The 17,033-nt window shown below is 60.8% G+C and carries 14 protein-coding genes and 1 pseudogene; 1 reads left to right on the forward strand and 14 read right to left on the reverse strand.

All coding sequences use genetic code 11. From position 1 onward, the window contains the following. Nucleotides 1-122: 122 nt before the first annotated feature. From purF to leuC, 14 genes and pseudogenes are all read right to left on the reverse strand, one after another. Complete coding sequence (gene purF / locus JFT80_RS04665; protein ID WP_007913462.1) at nt 123-1,628, reverse strand: amidophosphoribosyltransferase; 1,506 nt, start codon at nt 1,626-1,628, stop codon at nt 123-125. Nucleotides 1,629-1,669: 41 nt separating this feature from the next. Continuing rightward, entirely contained in the window at nt 1,670-2,230 is a 561-nt protein-coding gene (locus JFT80_RS04670; protein WP_201147085.1) for a CvpA family protein, read from the reverse strand. Nucleotides 2,231-2,328: 98 nt separating this feature from the next. Beyond that, nucleotides 2,329-3,006, reverse strand: a complete 678-nt coding sequence (locus tag JFT80_RS04675) for an SPOR domain-containing protein (protein ID WP_201147086.1) — start codon at nt 3,004-3,006, stop codon at nt 2,329-2,331. Then, the gene (gene folC, locus JFT80_RS04680) at nt 2,990-4,297 is read right to left on the reverse strand and encodes a bifunctional tetrahydrofolate synthase/dihydrofolate synthase (RefSeq protein ID WP_201147087.1); all 1,308 of its coding nucleotides are present in this window, start codon (nt 4,295-4,297) and stop codon (nt 2,990-2,992) included. Before folC ends, JFT80_RS04675 begins: the two co-directional genes overlap by 17 nt. Beyond that, the gene (gene accD, locus JFT80_RS04685; protein ID WP_201147088.1) at nt 4,294-5,214 is read right to left on the reverse strand and encodes an acetyl-CoA carboxylase, carboxyltransferase subunit beta; all 921 of its coding nucleotides are present in this window, start codon (nt 5,212-5,214) and stop codon (nt 4,294-4,296) included. Before accD ends, folC begins: the two co-directional genes overlap by 4 nt. Before the next feature lie 223 nt (nt 5,215-5,437). Continuing rightward, nucleotides 5,438-6,058 (reverse strand): phosphoribosylanthranilate isomerase, encoded by a 621-nt coding sequence (locus JFT80_RS04690; protein WP_201147089.1) that lies wholly within the window; start codon nt 6,056-6,058, stop codon nt 5,438-5,440. A gap of 64 nt (nt 6,059-6,122) precedes the next feature. Further along, nucleotides 6,123-7,013, reverse strand: a complete 891-nt coding sequence (gene truA, locus JFT80_RS04695; RefSeq protein WP_374091324.1) for a tRNA pseudouridine(38-40) synthase TruA — start codon at nt 7,011-7,013, stop codon at nt 6,123-6,125. 102 nt (nt 7,014-7,115) lie between these two features. Beyond that, a pseudogene (locus tag JFT80_RS04700) lies at nt 7,116-9,775 on the reverse strand (FimV/HubP family polar landmark protein). A gap of 93 nt (nt 9,776-9,868) precedes the next feature. Further along, on the reverse strand, nt 9,869-10,879 hold the full coding sequence (locus JFT80_RS04705) for an aspartate-semialdehyde dehydrogenase (protein WP_201147091.1): 1,011 nt from the start codon (nt 10,877-10,879) through the stop codon (nt 9,869-9,871). A 119-nt stretch (nt 10,880-10,998) separates the two neighbouring features. Then, nucleotides 10,999-12,111, reverse strand: coding sequence for an aspartate-semialdehyde dehydrogenase (gene asd / locus JFT80_RS04710; protein ID WP_201147092.1), 1,113 nt, complete (start codon nt 12,109-12,111; stop codon nt 10,999-11,001). Between the two features lie 66 nt (nt 12,112-12,177). Then, nucleotides 12,178-13,260, reverse strand: a complete 1,083-nt coding sequence (leuB, locus tag JFT80_RS04715; protein ID WP_201147093.1) for a 3-isopropylmalate dehydrogenase — start codon at nt 13,258-13,260, stop codon at nt 12,178-12,180. Nucleotides 13,261-13,327: 67 nt separating this feature from the next. Further along, nucleotides 13,328-14,095: a class I SAM-dependent methyltransferase gene (locus tag JFT80_RS04720; RefSeq protein ID WP_201147094.1), complete on the reverse strand. Its 768-nt coding sequence runs from the start codon at nt 14,093-14,095 to the stop codon at nt 13,328-13,330. 165 nt (nt 14,096-14,260) lie between these two features. Then, nucleotides 14,261-14,905, reverse strand: a complete 645-nt coding sequence (gene leuD, locus JFT80_RS04725) for a 3-isopropylmalate dehydratase small subunit (protein ID WP_007913445.1) — start codon at nt 14,903-14,905, stop codon at nt 14,261-14,263. A gap of 10 nt (nt 14,906-14,915) precedes the next feature. After that, nucleotides 14,916-16,334: a 3-isopropylmalate dehydratase large subunit gene (gene leuC / locus JFT80_RS04730; RefSeq protein WP_016984527.1), complete on the reverse strand. Its 1,419-nt coding sequence runs from the start codon at nt 16,332-16,334 to the stop codon at nt 14,916-14,918. A 140-nt stretch (nt 16,335-16,474) separates the two neighbouring features. Between leuC and JFT80_RS04735 the strand changes: the two genes are divergently transcribed. Then, nucleotides 16,475-17,033: LysR family transcriptional regulator (locus JFT80_RS04735; protein WP_201147095.1), on the forward strand; the 559-nt coding region annotated here is incomplete at its 3' end.

Raw genomic sequence — 17,033 nt, forward strand, 5'->3', positions numbered from 1 at the left:
TCCTTGCCTTACTCGGTAATGGATACTAAACCGGCCTGTGGCGCAGGACTTGCCCGAGAAAGGTCCTTCGGCAGCGCCAAAGTCTTCGCGGGCAAGCCTTGCTCCTACAGGCCGGTGGTTACTTAGTTGTTGTATAGATCGATGATCGCACTGACCGCCTGGGTCTTGATCTTCGAGGAGTCGTTACGCGCCTGTTCGATCTTGTTCAGGTAAGCCTCATCGACGTCGCCGGTGACGTACTTGCCGTCGAACACTGCGCAATCGAAGTTTTCGATCTTGATCTTGCCGCCACCGACCGCTTCGATCAAGTCAGGCAGGTCCTGATAGATCAGCCAGTCGGCGCCGATCAGATCCGCCACGTCCTGAGTCGAACGGTTGTGGGCGATCAGTTCGTGAGCGCTCGGCATGTCGATGCCGTATACGTTCGGGAAGCGCACCGCTGGAGCAGCCGAGCAGAAGTAGACGTTTTTCGCGCCGGCCTCACGGGCCATCTGGATGATCTGCTTGCAGGTGGTGCCGCGTACGATCGAGTCGTCCACCAGCATGACGTTCTTGCCGCGGAATTCCAGTTCGATGGCGTTAAGCTTCTGGCGTACGGATTTCTTCCGCGCTGCCTGGCCCGGCATGATGAAGGTCCGGCCGATGTAGCGGTTCTTCACGAAGCCTTCGCGGAATTTCACGCCCAGGTGGTTCGCCAGTTCCAGCGCTGCAGTGCGGCTGGTGTCCGGAATCGGGATGACCACGTCGATGTCGTGCTCTGGACGCTCGCGCAGGATCTTCTCGGCGAGCTTCTCACCCATGCGCAGACGGGCCTTGTAGACCGACACGCCGTCGATGATCGAGTCCGGACGCGCCAGATAGACGTGTTCGAAGATGCATGGGGTCAGGGACGGGTTGGTCGCGCACTGACGGGTGTGCAGCTTGCCGTCTTCAGTGATGTAGACCGCTTCGCCGGGTGCCAGGTCGCGAATCAGGGTGAAGCCAAGCACGTCCAGCGAAACGCTTTCGGACGCGATCATGTACTCGACGCCTTCGTCGGTGTGACGCTGGCCGAACACGATCGGGCGGATGCCGTGCGGATCGCGGAAACCGACGATGCCGTAACCGGTCACCATGGCAACCACCGCGTAACCACCGACGCAACGGTTATGCACGTCGGTCACGGCAGCAAACACATCTTCTTCGGTCGGTTGCAGCTTGCCGCGCTGGGCCAGTTCGTGAGCGAACACGTTGAGCAGCACTTCCGAGTCGGAACTGGTGTTGACGTGACGCAGATCGGATTCGTAAATCTCTTTGGCCAACTGTTCAACGTTGGTCAGGTTACCGTTGTGCGCCAGGGTAATGCCGTAAGGCGAGTTGACGTAAAACGGTTGGGCTTCGGCCGAAGTCGAGCTGCCCGCGGTCGGGTAACGGACGTGACCGATACCCATGTGACCGACCAGACGCTGCATGTGACGCTGTTGAAACACGTCACGCACCAGGCCATTGTCCTTGCGCAGGAACAACCGGCCATCATGGCTGGTGACGATACCGGCAGCGTCCTGGCCGCGGTGCTGGAGCACGGTTAGCGCGTCATACAGCGCCTGATTGACGTTCGACTTACCGACGATACCGACGATGCCACACATGCGACGCAACCCCTACTTAATGGATCTGAACTGAACAACACTCACTGTGGCGTTTTCGCCGACGGCAAGAATTGCTCCTTGAACGGAATATCAGCGGGTACGCTGATTCCGCTGGCAAGCCACTGACTGCTCCACCCGAGGATCAGGTTTTTGGACCAGTCGGCGACCAATAGAAACTTTGGCACGAGCTGTGATTCTTTCCACCACCCGTCCTGCTGTACCGGCCCCAGGCTCAACAGCCCGACCGCCACGACCACCAGCAACACGCCACGCGCAGCGCCGAAGGCCATGCCGAGGAATCGATCGGTCCCGGACAACCCGGTGACGCGAACCAACTCGCCGATAAGATAATTGATCATTGCGCCCACGATCAGCGTGGCGACAAACATGATGGCACAGCCCGCGATCACGCGAGCCGATGGGGTTTCGATGTATCCGGCGAGGTACTCGGACAGTGAGCCACCGAACATCCAGGCAACCGCTCCTGCGATGATCCAGGTCACCAGCGATAATGCTTCCTTGACGAAGCCGCGGCTCAAACTGATCAAAGCGGAGATGGCGATGATTGCAACGATCGCCCAGTCAACCCAGGTAAATGGCACAGTGCAGCCTACAGACGGATAAGGCGGCGCATTTTAGCAGAGCGCATGCCTCTCGGTAAGCTGCGATTGTCAGCGCATTTCAATCGAGGTGATAGTTTTTAGCCGCGCTCAGGCTGGAAACGTACGACAAAACCCTTGAGGTTCTGTTGGCGACCCAGCAGATCACGCAGACGATCGGCTTCGGCGCGCTCGATCAGCGGGCCGACAAACACCCGATTCTTGCCATCGGCAGAACGAATGTAGGCGTTGTAGCCCTGGGCTCGCAGGGATTTCTGCAGGCTTTCGGCGCTGGCACGGTTCGACAGGCTGGCCAGTTGCACCGACCAGCTGACCGACAGGCCATTGGCATCGACGCGGCTTTGGCTGGTGTCCGGCTTGCCTGGCGTCGCCGTGATTGGCTGGGCCGGTGGCGTGCTTGGCTTGGCGGCCAATGCCGGCACGGGTGCCGGGGCTGGCGCGACCGGCTTGGCTGCCGAGGCCGGCGCAGGGGCGACGGGCACCGCAGGGGCGATTGGCGTCGACGGCGCTTGCTGCTCGGCGATTTCTTCGTCGCTCGGCACCGGCTCCTGCGGCAGCACCTGAGGCTCAGGTACGACCACCGGCTCGATCTGCACCTGCGGCACCACGGGCGCTTGCGGTGCGGCAGGCGCTTCGACAGTCACCTGACGCTGTTCATCCTGACGGGTAAACAGCATCGGCAGGAAAATCACCGCCAGCGCCACCAGCACCAACGCGCCAACCATGCGCTGCTTGTACGCTTTATCCAGCAAAGCCATTTGCCGCTTCCTCCGTGGAGCGCCGGGCCAACCATTCAAGGGCCTCGGCGACACAATAAAATGATCCGAACAACAGAATCTCGTCGTCAGTGGTCGCCACGGCGCACTGCCCTTCCAGCGCAGCGGCGACACTGTCGTAAGACGTGACGCCAGCGCCAAGGTTCTGCAGGGCTGCCTGCAACTCAACCGCCGGGCGTGAACGCGGCGAATCCAGCGGCGCCACCGCCCAATGCTCGACACTAGCACTCAATTCGCCGACAACACCATCCAGATCCTTGTCGGCCAGCAGACCGAACACCGCCAGGCGCTTGCCGACTGGTGGTCGCGAGGCCAGACGACGGGCCAGATACTCGGCGGCATGCGGATTGTGCCCCACATCCAGCAACACATTCAGGCGCTTGCCATTCCACTCGAACGAACGGCGATCAAGGCGCCCGACCACACGAGTGTCCTGCAACGCAGCAACGATTTGCCGGGGATCCCACGGCAAACCGAGCAACAGATAGGCCTGCAGGGCCAATGCGGCGTTCTCCATCGGCAGGTCGAGCAGCGGCAAGTCACGCAACTCGACAACCTGCCCCTGCGCATCGGTGCCGCGCCACTGCCAGTGTTGATCGGTCATGCCGAGATCGAAATCACGTCCACGCAGAAAGAAAGGACAGGCCAGCTCACGGGCTTTGTCCAGCAGAGGTTGCGGAGGATTCAGATCGCCACAGAGCGCGGGGGCGCCCTGGCGGAAGATGCCGGCTTTTTCGTAGGCCACGGACTCGCGGGTATCACCCAGGTAATCGGCGTGGTCGACGCCGATGCTGGTGACCAAGGCGATATCGGCATCGACCACGTTGACCGTGTCCAGACGCCCGCCCAGCCCCACCTCAAGCACCACCGCATCAAGTCCGGCCTGGTGAAACAGCCAGAACGCCGCGAGGGTGCCCATTTCAAAGTAAGTCAGGGAAATGTCGCCGCGCCCGGCCTCGACCGCAGCAAAGGCTTCGCACAGTTGTGCATCAGTGGCTTCGACGCCATTGAGCTGCACCCGCTCGTTGTAGCGCAGCAGATGCGGGGAATTGTAGACACCAACGCTCAGACCCTGCGCGCGCAGCAATGAAGCCACGAAAGCGCAGGTCGAACCCTTGCCGTTGGTGCCGGTGACCGTGATCACCCGAGGCGCCGGCTGGCCTAGCCCCATGCGGGACGCTACCTGTTGCGAACGCTCCAGCCCCATGTCGATGGCCGAAGGATGCAACTGTTCAAGGTAGGCGAGCCACTCGCCAAGGGTGCGCTCGGTCATAGGCCAGCAGGTACCGGTGGAACCACGATCGGTTCGATCGGTGCAGCGACGAATTTCGGCGTCGGCTTGCCAGTCATCTGTGCCAGCAGGTTACCCAGACGTGGGCGCAGTTCCTGACGGTGGACGATCATGTCAATCGCGCCGTGTTCCAGCAGGAACTCGCTGCGCTGGAAGCCTTCCGGCAGTTTTTCACGAACGGTCTGCTCGATAACGCGCGGACCAGCGAAGCCGATCAGGGCTTTCGGCTCGCCAACGATCACGTCGCCGAGCATCGCCAGGCTGGCGGAAACACCACCATAAACCGGGTCAGTCAGTACCGAGATGAACGGAATGCCTTCTTCACGCAAACGCGCCAGAACAGCCGAGGTCTTGGCCATCTGCATCAGCGAGATCAGCGCTTCCTGCATGCGCGCACCACCGGAGGCGGCGAAGCAGATCATCGGGCAGCGATTTTCCAGCGCGTAGTTGGCGGCGCGGACAAAACGCTCACCGACGATAGCGCCCATGGAACCGCCCATGAAGCTGAATTCGAATGCCGAAACCACTACCGGCATGCCCAGCAGGGTGCCGCTGACGGAGATCAGCGCGTCTTTTTCGCCGGTCTGCTTCTGTGCAGCGGTCAGGCGATCCTTGTACTTCTTGCCGTCGCGGAACTTCAGACGGTCAACCGGCTCCAGATCGGCACCCAGTTCGTTGCGACCTTCAGCATCGAGGAAGATGTCGATGCGCGCACGTGCGCCGATGCGCATGTGGTGGTTGCACTTGGGGCAAACATCCAGGGTCTTTTCCAGCTCCGGACGATACAGCACAGCCTCGCAGGACGGGCATTTGTGCCACAGACCTTCAGGCACCGAGCTCTTCTTGACCTCCGAGCGCATGATCGAAGGGATCAGTTTGTCTACTAACCAGTTGCTCATGCTTTCTTTCTCCAGTACCGGCGGCCCGAACGCTCTGGTTCGCAGCCCCGCGTATGCCCTTCAGCTAAATTCATATGTGTGGCGATGATCGGTGAAAAGCCACGGTCAGCGCGAAACATGACCTGCGTGCCCTCCACAAACCCTCAGCCGCGCCTGCTTTGTGCAAGTGCATTGATGGACGGCGGCAGACTGCCAGCCGTCACATCAATATCGGAACCGGTGCCTAAACGCCTTTTACGGCGTTGATGAACGCGTGGATCCTGGCGTGATCCTTGATGCCCTTGCTTGCCTCTACCCCGCCGCTGACGTCTACGGCATACGGCTTTACTCGAACCACTGCGTCGGCGACGTTCTCCGGCGTCAGGCCGCCCGCCAGAATCAACGGCTTGCTCAACGCTTGCGGAATCAAAGACCAGTCAAACGCCTCTCCGGTTCCGCCAGGCACGCCTTCGACATAAGTGTCGAGCAGCACGCCGCTAGCGCTCGGGTAGGCATCCACGGCGGCAGCGATGTCATCACCAGCCTTGACCCGCAACGCCTTGATGTACGGACGATGCCAGCCTTCGCACGCCTCAGCGGTTTCATCACCATGGAACTGCAACAGGTCCAGCGGCACGGCATCGAGGATTTCCCCCAACTCGCAGCGGCTGGCGTTGACGAACAGGCCCACGGTGGTCACAAACGGTGGCAATGCCCTGATGATCGCCCTCGCCTGCTGCACGGTCACCGCTCGCGGGCTCTTGGCGTAGAACACAAAGCCGATCGCATCGGCCCCGGCCTCGACAGCGGCCAACGCATCTTCTATGCGGGTAATCCCGCAGATCTTGCTGCGAACGGCTGACATGTCGAGAAAAACTCCAAGGCAAATCCGGGAAAGTCCCGGATGGTAACAAAAGCGTTCGAGGGCGTCAGCCGTCAAGTTCCGAGAAACCCGTAAGGAAATGTGGCCCGATAAAACGCTCGGGCAACGGGAATTCGTCGTGGTACTCGACCTGCACCAGATAAAGACCATAAGGATGCGCGGTCACACCTCCGGAACGGCGCTCGCGACTTTCCAGCACTTCCTTCATCCACTCAACCGGCCGCTCGCCCGCACCGATGGTCATCAAGACGCCAGCGATGTTGCGCACCATGTGATGCAGGAAGGCATTGGCACGAATGTCGAGCACGATCATCTTGCCGTGTCGGGTGACACGCAAGTGGTGCATCTTCTTGATCGGCGATTTGGCCTGGCACTGACCGGCGCGGAAGGCACTGAAATCATGGGTGCCGACCAGGTATTGCGCCGCCTCGGCCATGCGTTCGACATCCAGCGGGCGGTGGTTCCAGGTGATTTCTTCGTTGAGATGCGCCGGCCGGATCTGATCGTTGTAGATCACGTAGCGATAACGCCGGGCGATGGCTTTGAACCGCGCATGAAAATGCGCCGGCATCACCCGCGCCCAACTGACGCTGATGTCATGGGGCAAATTGATGTTGGCGCCCATGACCCAGGCCTTCAGCGAGCGATCGACCTGAGTGTCGAAATGCACCACTTGCCCACAGGCATGCACGCCAGCGTCGGTACGCCCGGCGCACTGCAAGGACACCGGCGAATTGGCGACTTTCGACAAAGCTTTTTCGAGCTCTTCCTGCACCGTCGCCACACCGGTCAGTTGACGCTGCCAACCGCTGTAGCGCGAACCTTTGTACTCAACGCCCAGCGCTACGCGGTAAAAGCCGTCAGGGGCCAGTTCGGCGACCGGGTTATCTATGTTTGCCAAGGTGGGACAGCCTGCTGTTTTTGCAAAGGCGGGCATTATAAGGCTGTCGACCGGGGATGCCAGCCAAAGTCAAAAGATCGTCTTCTATAACAAAAAACGGCAGCCTCAATGGCTGCCGCTGTTGTTTACCCCCTGCCATCAGACCAGCCGCGACAGCATGTCCTTCGCTTCGCTCTTCTGCCCGTCATCGCCTTCGCTCACGACCTCATTGAGGATATCGCGCGCGCCATCGCTGTCGCCCATGTCGATGTAGGCCTGGGCCAGGTCGAGCTTGGTTGCGACTTCGTCAGTGCCCGAGAGGAAATCGAACTCGGGCTCGTCGTCTGCGGAAACCAGCGCGTCGTCGGCGGTAAAGGTCGGCGCGCTGATATCCCGGGACAGACGATCCAGTTCGGCGCTCAGGTCGTCCGGCTCGGCAGGCAAGGCTTCAGACGCCCCCTGCGCATCCATCTCGTCGGCCAGCGACAAGTCGAAGTCATCCGGCAGTTCCAGGTCGTCCTGCGGCACTTCTGGAGTACCTGACACGTCAGCGAGAGGCAGGTCCTTGACGCCTTCATCCAGGTCCAGGAGGAAGTCATCCTCGGCCAGGATCGCCGGGGAGGTATCACCGCCGAGGTCCATGTCCAGATCGAAATCCGACAGGTCGTCGAGGTTTTCCTTGATCTCGGTCTGCTGTTGCAACACCGACTGGAAGCTCAGGTCATCGTCGGACGGGAATTCGTCCAGCTCACCGAGGGTATCCGGCTCAGTTTCGGGTGCAACCACTGCTGGAGAGGCGGCTTCCAGGTCATCCAGGCTCAGGTCGAAGCTTTGGTCCAGCGCCTCATCAGCCTCTGGCGCCGGCTCTGCGGCTGGTTCCTGTGGCTCGTCCAGCATGAGGTCCTTAACGTACTGCGCATCCATTTGCGCAGCCAGGGCTGCGGCAGCAATGCCGCCCGCGGCGACCATCGCCATGGCCGGGAAGCGGCTTTTGAGCTGTTCGACCTGGGCGTAGTTATCGCCATTGGCCACCAGCTTGCGCTCTTGAGCGACGAAGGCTTCGCGATCGCCTTGCCGGCCGTAGATTTCCATCAGCTTGAGGCGCAAGTCGCTGCGCTGAGGCTCTTGCTTGATGCCGTCTTCCAGCAACGCGCCCGCCTGGTTAAACCGACCGGCGTTGATGTGCGACTGAGCCCGGGGCAAGACGTCGTCGGAGTGCTCTGCAGCCGGCGAGATCAGTGGCGCTGCGATGGGTGGAGTAACGATTACCGGAGCGATCACCGGCGCGGGTGCAGGTGCTGGCGCCGGAGTCGGCTCGGGCATAGTCGCCATTTTCACGCTCGGCGGTGGAACTTCCAGGCCTTCGAAGCTGCTTTCCGGCAGGTCGTGATCGACAGAGAACTCTTGCTCTTCGGACAAGGCGCGAGCCATGCGCAGGTGTTTCTCTGCTTCCTGCTGGGCCTTGCGGCGACGGGCGAGCAGCAACAGCAGGAGCAGCAGAACGATTGCCCCACCGCCAACCATGCCCAGAAGCCACGGGTTGGTCAGCAGGTCGTTGTATTTCTGCTCGTCCGTGGCCGTCGCCGGTGCTGGCTCGACCGGCTTGTCCTCGACCACCGGTGTAGCTTCGGGGGTCGCTGCGGGTACTGGTGGCACGGCTTCTGGTGCCAGGCCTTGTTCCGGAGCAGTCACGGCAGGATCGGTGGCCAGTTCGGCGTTGATCGCCGGGGCGGCCGCCACATCCGCAGGCGCGTCCTGACCGCCTTCTGCCTGCAACTTGGCCAGCTGATTGTTCTTCAGTTCGATCAGCTTCTGCAGCTTGTCCAGCTGGCTCTGCAGATCGGCCATGCGGCTTTTCAGTTCTTCGTTGTCGCGACGGGTGGTGTCGAGGCTTTCCTGGGTCACCGCCAGCTTGTTGCTCAAATTCTTCGCGTCGCCCCCGCGCCTTTCGCACCCGCCTTGCCGGCTTCGGCCGAGACCAGGCTGAGGTTATCCCGGGCAGCCTGCGTTGAAGGGGCGTCACCGCGAGGCCGATTGGTCGCGTCGAGCTGCTGCTGCCCGGCACCGGGCTGCGGCGCATAACGACGGCCCTGACGCCAGGCGGTGTTCTGCGCGGCGACTTCGGCGATGGCTTTGGATTGCGGCAGGCTGGTGCTCTGCGCCTGGTCTGGCAGACGCAGCACCTGCCCGGTTTTCAACCGGTTGATGTTGCCGTCGATAAACGCATCCGGGTTCAGCGCCTGGATCGCCAGCATGGTCTGCTGCACCGAACCGCCATTGCGCGCCTTCGCGGCGATTTCCCACAGGGTGTCGCGGCGAGTGGTGGTGTACTCGGTCGGCTTGGTCGCACCCGTGACCGGTGCGGTGACAGTTTGGCTCGGCGCTGGCTGCGCAGCGGCATCAGCGGTCTGCGGAGAGAACTTGGATGGGTCAAGCAATACGCTGTAGTCGCGCAGCAAGCGGCCGTTGGGCCACATGACCTGCACGAGGAATTTCACCATCGGCTCGGACAATGGCTTGCTCGACGTGACGCGCAGGATGCTTTTGCCGCCGGGGTTGAGCACCGGGGTAAAGGTCAGGTCGTTGAGGAACGCCTGGCGATCGACTCCAGCCTTGGCGAAATCTTCTGCCGAAGCAAGGCTAGGCACCACTTCGGCCGCCGTCAGCTCCTTGATATCAAGGAGCTCGATTTCAGCCACCAGCGGCTGGTTCAGGGTCGACTTCAGGGTCAGCTCCCCGAGCCCGAGGGCATGCGCCATACCGGAGGACAGCGCCGAGGCGGCCGCTATTGCTAACACCAGTTTGCGAACTTGAACCATAGCCTCATCCTTTGTTTGAACCGCGCTGTCGAGCACTGCGGGCAAGCATAGCGCCCGACAGCATTCAGTCGACAAATTATTGGCAAGTATCTTTTACGAAAGGTCTTTTATCAACAATTCGGCCACCTGCACTGCATTGAGGGCCGCACCTTTGCGTACGTTATCTGACGTCAGCCACAGATTTAGTTCCGACGGGTCGTCGATTCCCCGGCGAACCCGGCCGACATAGACAACATCCTGCCCCACCGCGTCACCGACCGCAGTCGGATAATCACCGGCCTCGACCAGCTCAATCCCCGGCGCATCGTCCAGGGCGGCGTTGACTTGCGCCAGATCGACCTCGCCTGCAGTCTGCAGGGTGACGCTATAGCTATCGCCGAAAAACACCGGGGCTTGAATGCAGGTGACGGAAATTTTCAACGAAGGCAGCGCCATGACTTGACGCACTTCGCGTACCAGGCGTTTTTCCAGCTGCGTGTGGCCCTGCTCGTCAGGCTTGCCAACCTGGGCCAGCAGGTTGAATGCCATCTGCCGATCAAAAAAGCTGGGCTCCAGAGGGCGCACATTGAGCAGCTCGGCGGTCTGCCGGGCCAGCTCGGTGACGGCTTCGCGGCCCTGGGCTGACACAGCCAGGCAAGCGGTCAGATTGATGCGCTGCAGGTCGATAATGCCCAGCAAGGGTGCCAGCACCACAGCCAGCGTGGTGGCTGACGGGCTCGGGCTGCTGACCTGGAACGGCGCTTTCAGGCTGGCGAGCACTTCGGCGTTGGCCTCCGGCACGATTTGCGGCGCCTGATCGGCCGGCAAGGCGCCGGACAAGTCGATCAGCGAGCAACCGGCAGTATGGGCGCGCGCGGCGTAGCTCAGGGTGATGGCCGGGCCTGCGGCGAAGAACACCAGTTTGACCTTGCTGAAATCGAACTCGTCGACTTCACGCACACGCACGTTCTTGTTGCGAAACGGCACCGAATGCCCGGCTGACTCGCTGCTGGCGAGCAGGTGCAGGTTGCCCACCGGGAAGTCGCGCTCTTCGAGGATCTGCACAAGGGTTTCGCCGACAGTACCGGTGGCGCCGATTACGGCAATATCAAGGGACTGGGTCATAGTGCTACCTCTGGCGGAACGTGGGGAGCGGCACTTTACCGGCTGGTGGGGGCGCAGGCAATTTCATAAAAAAACCCGCACCTTTCACAAGGTACGGGTTCTTTCATTGCTTCAAGCGATCAACGCTCCAGCAAGATCCGCAGCATGCGACGCAGCGGCTCCGCGGCGCCCCACAACAGCTGGTCGCCCACGGTGAATGCGCCGACGAACTGCGAACCCATGTTCAGCTTGCGCAGACGGCCCACCGGTACATTCAGGGTGCCGGTAACCTTGGTCGGGCTCAGCTCCTGCATGCTGATATCGCGGTTGTTCGGCACCAGTTTGACCCAAGGGTTGTGCTGGCTGATCAGCCCTTCGATGTCGGCGATCGGCACGTCTTTGTTCAGTTTGATGGTCAGTGCCTGGCTGTGGCAACGCATCGCACCGATGCGCACGCAGATGCCGTCGACCGGGATCGGGCTCTTGAAGCGACCGAGGATCTTGTTGGTCTCGGCCTGAGCTTTCCACTCTTCACGGCTCTGGCCGTTCGGCAGCTCTTTGTCGATCCACGGGATCAGGCTGCCCGCCAGCGGTACGCCGAAGTTTTCGGTCGGGTACGCTTCGCTGCGCATGGCATCAGCAACGCGACGGTCGATGTCGAGGATCGCGCTGGCCGGGTCGGCCAGTTGATCGGCGACAGCGGCGTGGGTCGCGCCCATTTGCTTGATCAGTTCACGCATGTTCTGCGCGCCGGCACCGGAAGCCGCCTGATAGGTCATGGCACTCATCCACTCGACCAGACCAGCCTCGAACAGACCACCCAGGCCCATCAGCATCAGGCTGACGGTGCAATTGCCGCCGATGTAGTTCTTGGTGCCCGCGTCGAGCTGTTGGTCGATGACCTTGCGGTTGACCGGATCCAGAATAATGACTGCATCATCGTTCATGCGCAGGCTGGACGCCGCGTCGATCCAGTAACCCTGCCAGCCGGCTTCGCGCAGCTTCGGGAACACTTCGCTGGTGTAGTCGCCACCCTGGCAGGTCAGAATCACGTCGAGGGTCTTCAGCTCATCAATGCTGTAAGCATCCTTGAGCGGAGCAATGTCCTTGCCCACGGACGGGCCTTGGCCACCGACATTGGACGTGGTGAAAAACACCGGCTCGATTAGATCGAAATCCTGCTCTTCCAGCATCCGCTGCATGAGCACGGAACCGACCATCCCGCGCCAACCGATCAGACCTACACGTTTCATCGCAACTACACCTTCTTGAAAAGTGGGCCGCTGCTTTGTATTGAATTTCGCAGCGGGCCCGAGAGATTACAGATTCCGCAGCGCGGCGACTACTGCGTCGCCCATTTCCTGCGTACCGACTTTGGTGCAACCGGCCGAATGGATGTCGCCGGTGCGCAGCCCCTGGTCGAGCACAACGCTGACGGCTTTTTCGATGGCATCGGCGGCATCGTGCAGATTGAAGCTATAACGCAGCATCATCGATACCGACAGAATGGTCGCTAAGGGGTTGGCAATACCTTTGCCGGCAATGTCCGGTGCCGAACCGTGGCAAGGCTCGTACATGCCCTTGTTGTTGGAGTCCAGCGAAGCCGACGGCAGCATGCCGATGGAACCGGTGAGCATCGACGCTTCATCAGAAAGGATGTCGCCGAACAGATTGTCGGTCACGATCACGTCGAACTGCTTCGGTGCGCGCACCAGTTGCATCGCGGCGTTGTCGACGTACATGTGGCTCAGTTCGACCTGAGGATAATCCTTGGCCACTTCTTCGACGATTTCACGCCACAGCTGGCTGGAGGCGAGCACGTTGGCCTTGTCCACCGAGCAGAGCTTTTTGCCACGCACCATGGCCATGTCGAAACCGACGCGGGCGATGCGGCGGATTTCGCTTTCGCTGTACGGCAGGGTGTCGTAGGACTGACGCTCGCCGTTTTCCAGGGTATGCGTGCCGCGTGGTGCGCCGAAGTAGATGCCGCCGGTCAGCTCACGGACGATCAGGATGTCCAGACCGGCAACGATTTCCGGCTTCAGGCTGGAGGCGTCAGCCAATTGCGGGTACAGAATCGCCGGACGCAAGTTGCCGAACAGACCCAGTTGCGCACGGATTTTCAGCAGACCGCGCTCAGGACGGATGTCACGCTCGATGGTGTCCCATTTCGGGCCACCGACAGCGCCCAGCAGCACCGCGTCGGCCGCGCGGGCACGCTCCAGGGTTTCGTCAGCCAGGGGCACGCCATGCTTGTCGATGGCAGCACCGCCGATCACGTCGTGACTCAGCTCGAAACCCAGGTTGAACTTGTCGCTGGCCAATGCCAGGACCTTGACCGCTTCGGCCATGATTTCCGGGCCAATACCGTCACCTGGGAGAATCAGAATCTGCTTGCTCATGCTTTCCTCTTGTCATCAGTCGGTGCGCCCTTGGAGCACACCCGGAAAAATTCTATCGTTGCGTGACTCATTTTTCGGCGAACAGCACCAGCACGTCGGTGCTGAACGAACCGTCGGCCTCAATCTCGAAATACTCGCGCACCTCGCTGCCCATCGCCTGCTGCAACTCGCGGATCGCGGCGCGCATCACCTGGGGTGTGCGCATGCGCTCAACCCAACTGCTGTATTCCAGGCGCAGGCGCTGCCGCGTGGTGCTGCGAACGTGCAAACCGGCCTCGCTGACCTGACGCAACCACTCACCGGCGGAATAATCGCGCACATGGCTGGTGTCGCGCAGTACTTCAACGCTTTGCAGGTAAGTGTCGAACAACGGACTGCCCGGTGACAACACGTCAACGAACGCTGCCACGCCACCCGGTTTCAACACCCGGCGCACTTCGCGCAGAGCCACACCGAGATCGCTCCAGTGATGCGCCGAATAACGGCTGAACACGAAGTCGAACTCGCCATCGGCAAACGGCAGACGCTCGGCGACGCCGTTGACGGTGGAAATGTTGCTGAAGCCGCGATCTACAGCGGCAGCAGCGACCACGTCGAGCATTTGCTGCGACAGGTCGTAGGCGACCACTTCCCTAACCAGCGGTGCGACATGAAAACTGACGTGACCGGCGCCGCAACCCAGGTCCAGCACGCGAGCTTCGCCCTGCCCGGCCAGTTCGGCTTGTAGCAGCGCGAATTCGGTGCCTTGAGCGTGAACGGCGCTGCTCAGGTAGGCGGCGGCCTGTTCACCGAATTGCTTTTGGACGACCTGAGTGTGTTGGGCGGTGCTGGTCATGGGATCTTTCCTTGAATCTTATGGTGCTTGTTCCGGCCTCATCGCTGGCAAGCCAGCTCCCACAAGGATCTTCAGTGAACACACATTTCGCGGACACCAGAGAAACCTGTGGGAGCTGGCTTGCCAGCGATGAGGCCAGCCCTGACTACATCAATCTCGAATCAATTATGCGTCGCGGAACAACCACGGCTGGCTCACGCGGTGCTTGGCCTCGAACGTCGCAATCGCATCGCCGTCCTGCAAGGTCAAACCGATATCGTCCAGACCGTTCAACAGGCAATGTTTGCGGAACGCATCGATTTCAAAGCTATAAACCTTGCCATCGGGACGGGTCACCGTCTGCGCCTGCAAATCGACCTGCAATTGATAACCCGGCTCGGCCTCAACCTGCTTAAACAATTCATCGACTTCAGCGTCGCTGAGGATGATTGGCAGCAAGCCGTTCTTGAAACTGTTGTTGAAGAAGATGTCGGCGTAGCTCGGCGCGATGATGCTGCGGAAACCGTATTCTTCCAGCGCCCACGGCGCGTGCTCACGGCTGGAGCCGCAACCGAAGTTCTCGCGGGCCAGCAACACGCTGGCGCCTTGATAACGCTCGGCGTTGAGGACAAAGTCCTTGTTCAACGGGCGCTTGGAGTTGTCCTGATACGGCTGACCAACATCGAGGTAACGCCACTCGTCGAACAGGTTCGGGCCGAAACCGGTGCGTTTGATCGACTTCAAAAACTGTTTCGGAATGATTTGGTCGGTGTCGACGTTGGCACGATCCAAAGGCGCGACAAGACCAGTGTGCTGGGTAAAAGCTTTCATGCTGCGCTCCTTAGATCAATTCACGGACGTCGATGAAACGACCGTTCACCGCTGCCGCAGCAGCCATGGCCGGGCTGACGAGGTGGGTACGACCACCGGCGCCCTGACGGCCTTCGAAGTTACGGTTGGAGGTCGAGGCGCAATGCTCGCCGGACTCCAAACGGTCCGGGTTCATCGCCAGGCACATCGAGCAACCCGGCTCACGCCATTCAAAACCGGCTTCAAGGAAAATCTTGTCCAGACCTTCGGCTTCAGCCTGGGCCTTCACCAGACCCGAGCCCGGCACGACGATCGCCTGCTTGATGGTCGAAGCGACTTTACGGCCCTTGGCGATCACCGCCGCAGCGCGCAAGTCCTCGATCCGCGAGTTGGTGCAGGAACCGATGAACACGCGATCAAGCTGAATGTCGGTGATTGCCTGATTGGCGGTCAAACCCATGTATTTCAAGGCGCGAACGATCGAGTCGCGCTTGACCAGATCCATCTCTTTGGCCGGATCCGGCACGTTCTGATCAACCGCCAACACCATCTCGGGCGAAGTGCCCCAGCTGACTTGCGGCTTGATCTGCGCAGCGTCTAGCTCAACCACGGTGTCGAACTTGGCATCCGCGTCGGACACCAGGTCTTTCCAGGCTTCGACGGCCATGTCCCATTCCGCGCCTTTCGGGGCGAACGGACGACCCTTCACATAGTCGACAGTCTTCTGATCCGCAGCCACCAGGCCAACGCGGGCGCCGGCTTCGATTGACATGTTGCAGATGGTCATGCGGCCTTCAACGGACAAGTCGCGGATCGCGCTGCCGGCGAATTCGATGGCATGGCCGTTACCGCCGGCAGTACCGATCTTGCCGATCACCGCGAGGACGATGTCCTTGGCGGTCACGCCGAACGGCAATTGCCCTTCAACGCGCACCAGCATGTTTTTCATTTTCTTGGCGACCAGGCACTGCGTGGCGAGCACGTGCTCAACCTCAGAGGTGCCGATACCGTGAGCCAGAGCACCGAAGGCGCCGTGGGTCGAAGTGTGCGAGTCGCCGCAGACTACGGTCATGCCCGGCAAGGTCGCGCCCTGCTCCGGGCTGATGACGTGGACGATGCCTTGGCGGACGTCATTCATCTTGAACTCGACGATGCCGTACTCATCACAGTTGTCATCGAGGGTCTGAACCTGCAAACGCGAAACCTGGTCGGCAATCGCTTCGATGCCGCCCTTGCGCTCTGGCGTGGTCGGTACGTTGTGGTCCGGGGTCGCGATGTTGGCATCGATGCGCCATGGCTTGCGCCCGGCCAGACGCAGGCCTTCGAAGGCTTGCGGCGAGGTCACTTCGTGGATGATGTGACGATCGATGTAGATCAGCGCAGAGCCATCGTCGCGCTGCTTGACCAAATGCGAATCCCAGAGCTTGTCGTAGAGCGTTTTGCCGGCCATCAGACGGTTCCTCATCAGCTTGTTTCTATGCCCTGGGCTTATCAATAACCCTTTGGCTTGTGAGGCCGATCCTATGGGGTTAGATTAAATAACTCAAATTCATATTTTTTATGCTTTGGATAACCAACTGGAATACGAACATGGATCTGGCCAACCTCAATGCTTTTATCGCGATTGCCGAAACGGGGAGTTTCTCCGGCGCTGGCGAACGGCTGCACCTGACGCAACCGGCGATCAGCAAACGCATCGCCGGCCTGGAGCAGCAATTGAAGGTGCGCCTGTTTGATCGGCTGGGCCGCGAAGTCGGCCTGACCGAAGCTGGCCGCGCCCTGTTGCCGCGGGCTTACCAGATTCTCAACGTGCTGGACGATACACGCCGCGCCCTGACCAACCTGACCGGCGAAGTCAGCGGGCGCCTGACCCTGGCCACCAGCCACCACATCGGCCTGCACCGCCTGCCGCCTTTATTAAGGGAGTTCACCCGACGCTACCCGCAAGTAGCGCTGGATATTCAGTTCCTCGATTCGGAAGTGGCTTACGAAGAAATCCTCCATGGCCGCGCGGAACTGGCGGTCATCACCCTGGCCCCCGAACCTCACACCCTGGTCAAAGCTACGCCGGTGTGGGACGACCCGCTGGATTTTGTGGTCGCCCCGGAACACACGCTGATCAGCAATGGCGCGGTGAGCCTGGCAGACA

The organism is Pseudomonas sp. TH10, assembly GCF_016651255.1.
Classification (GTDB): Bacteria; Pseudomonadota; Gammaproteobacteria; order Pseudomonadales; family Pseudomonadaceae; genus Aquipseudomonas.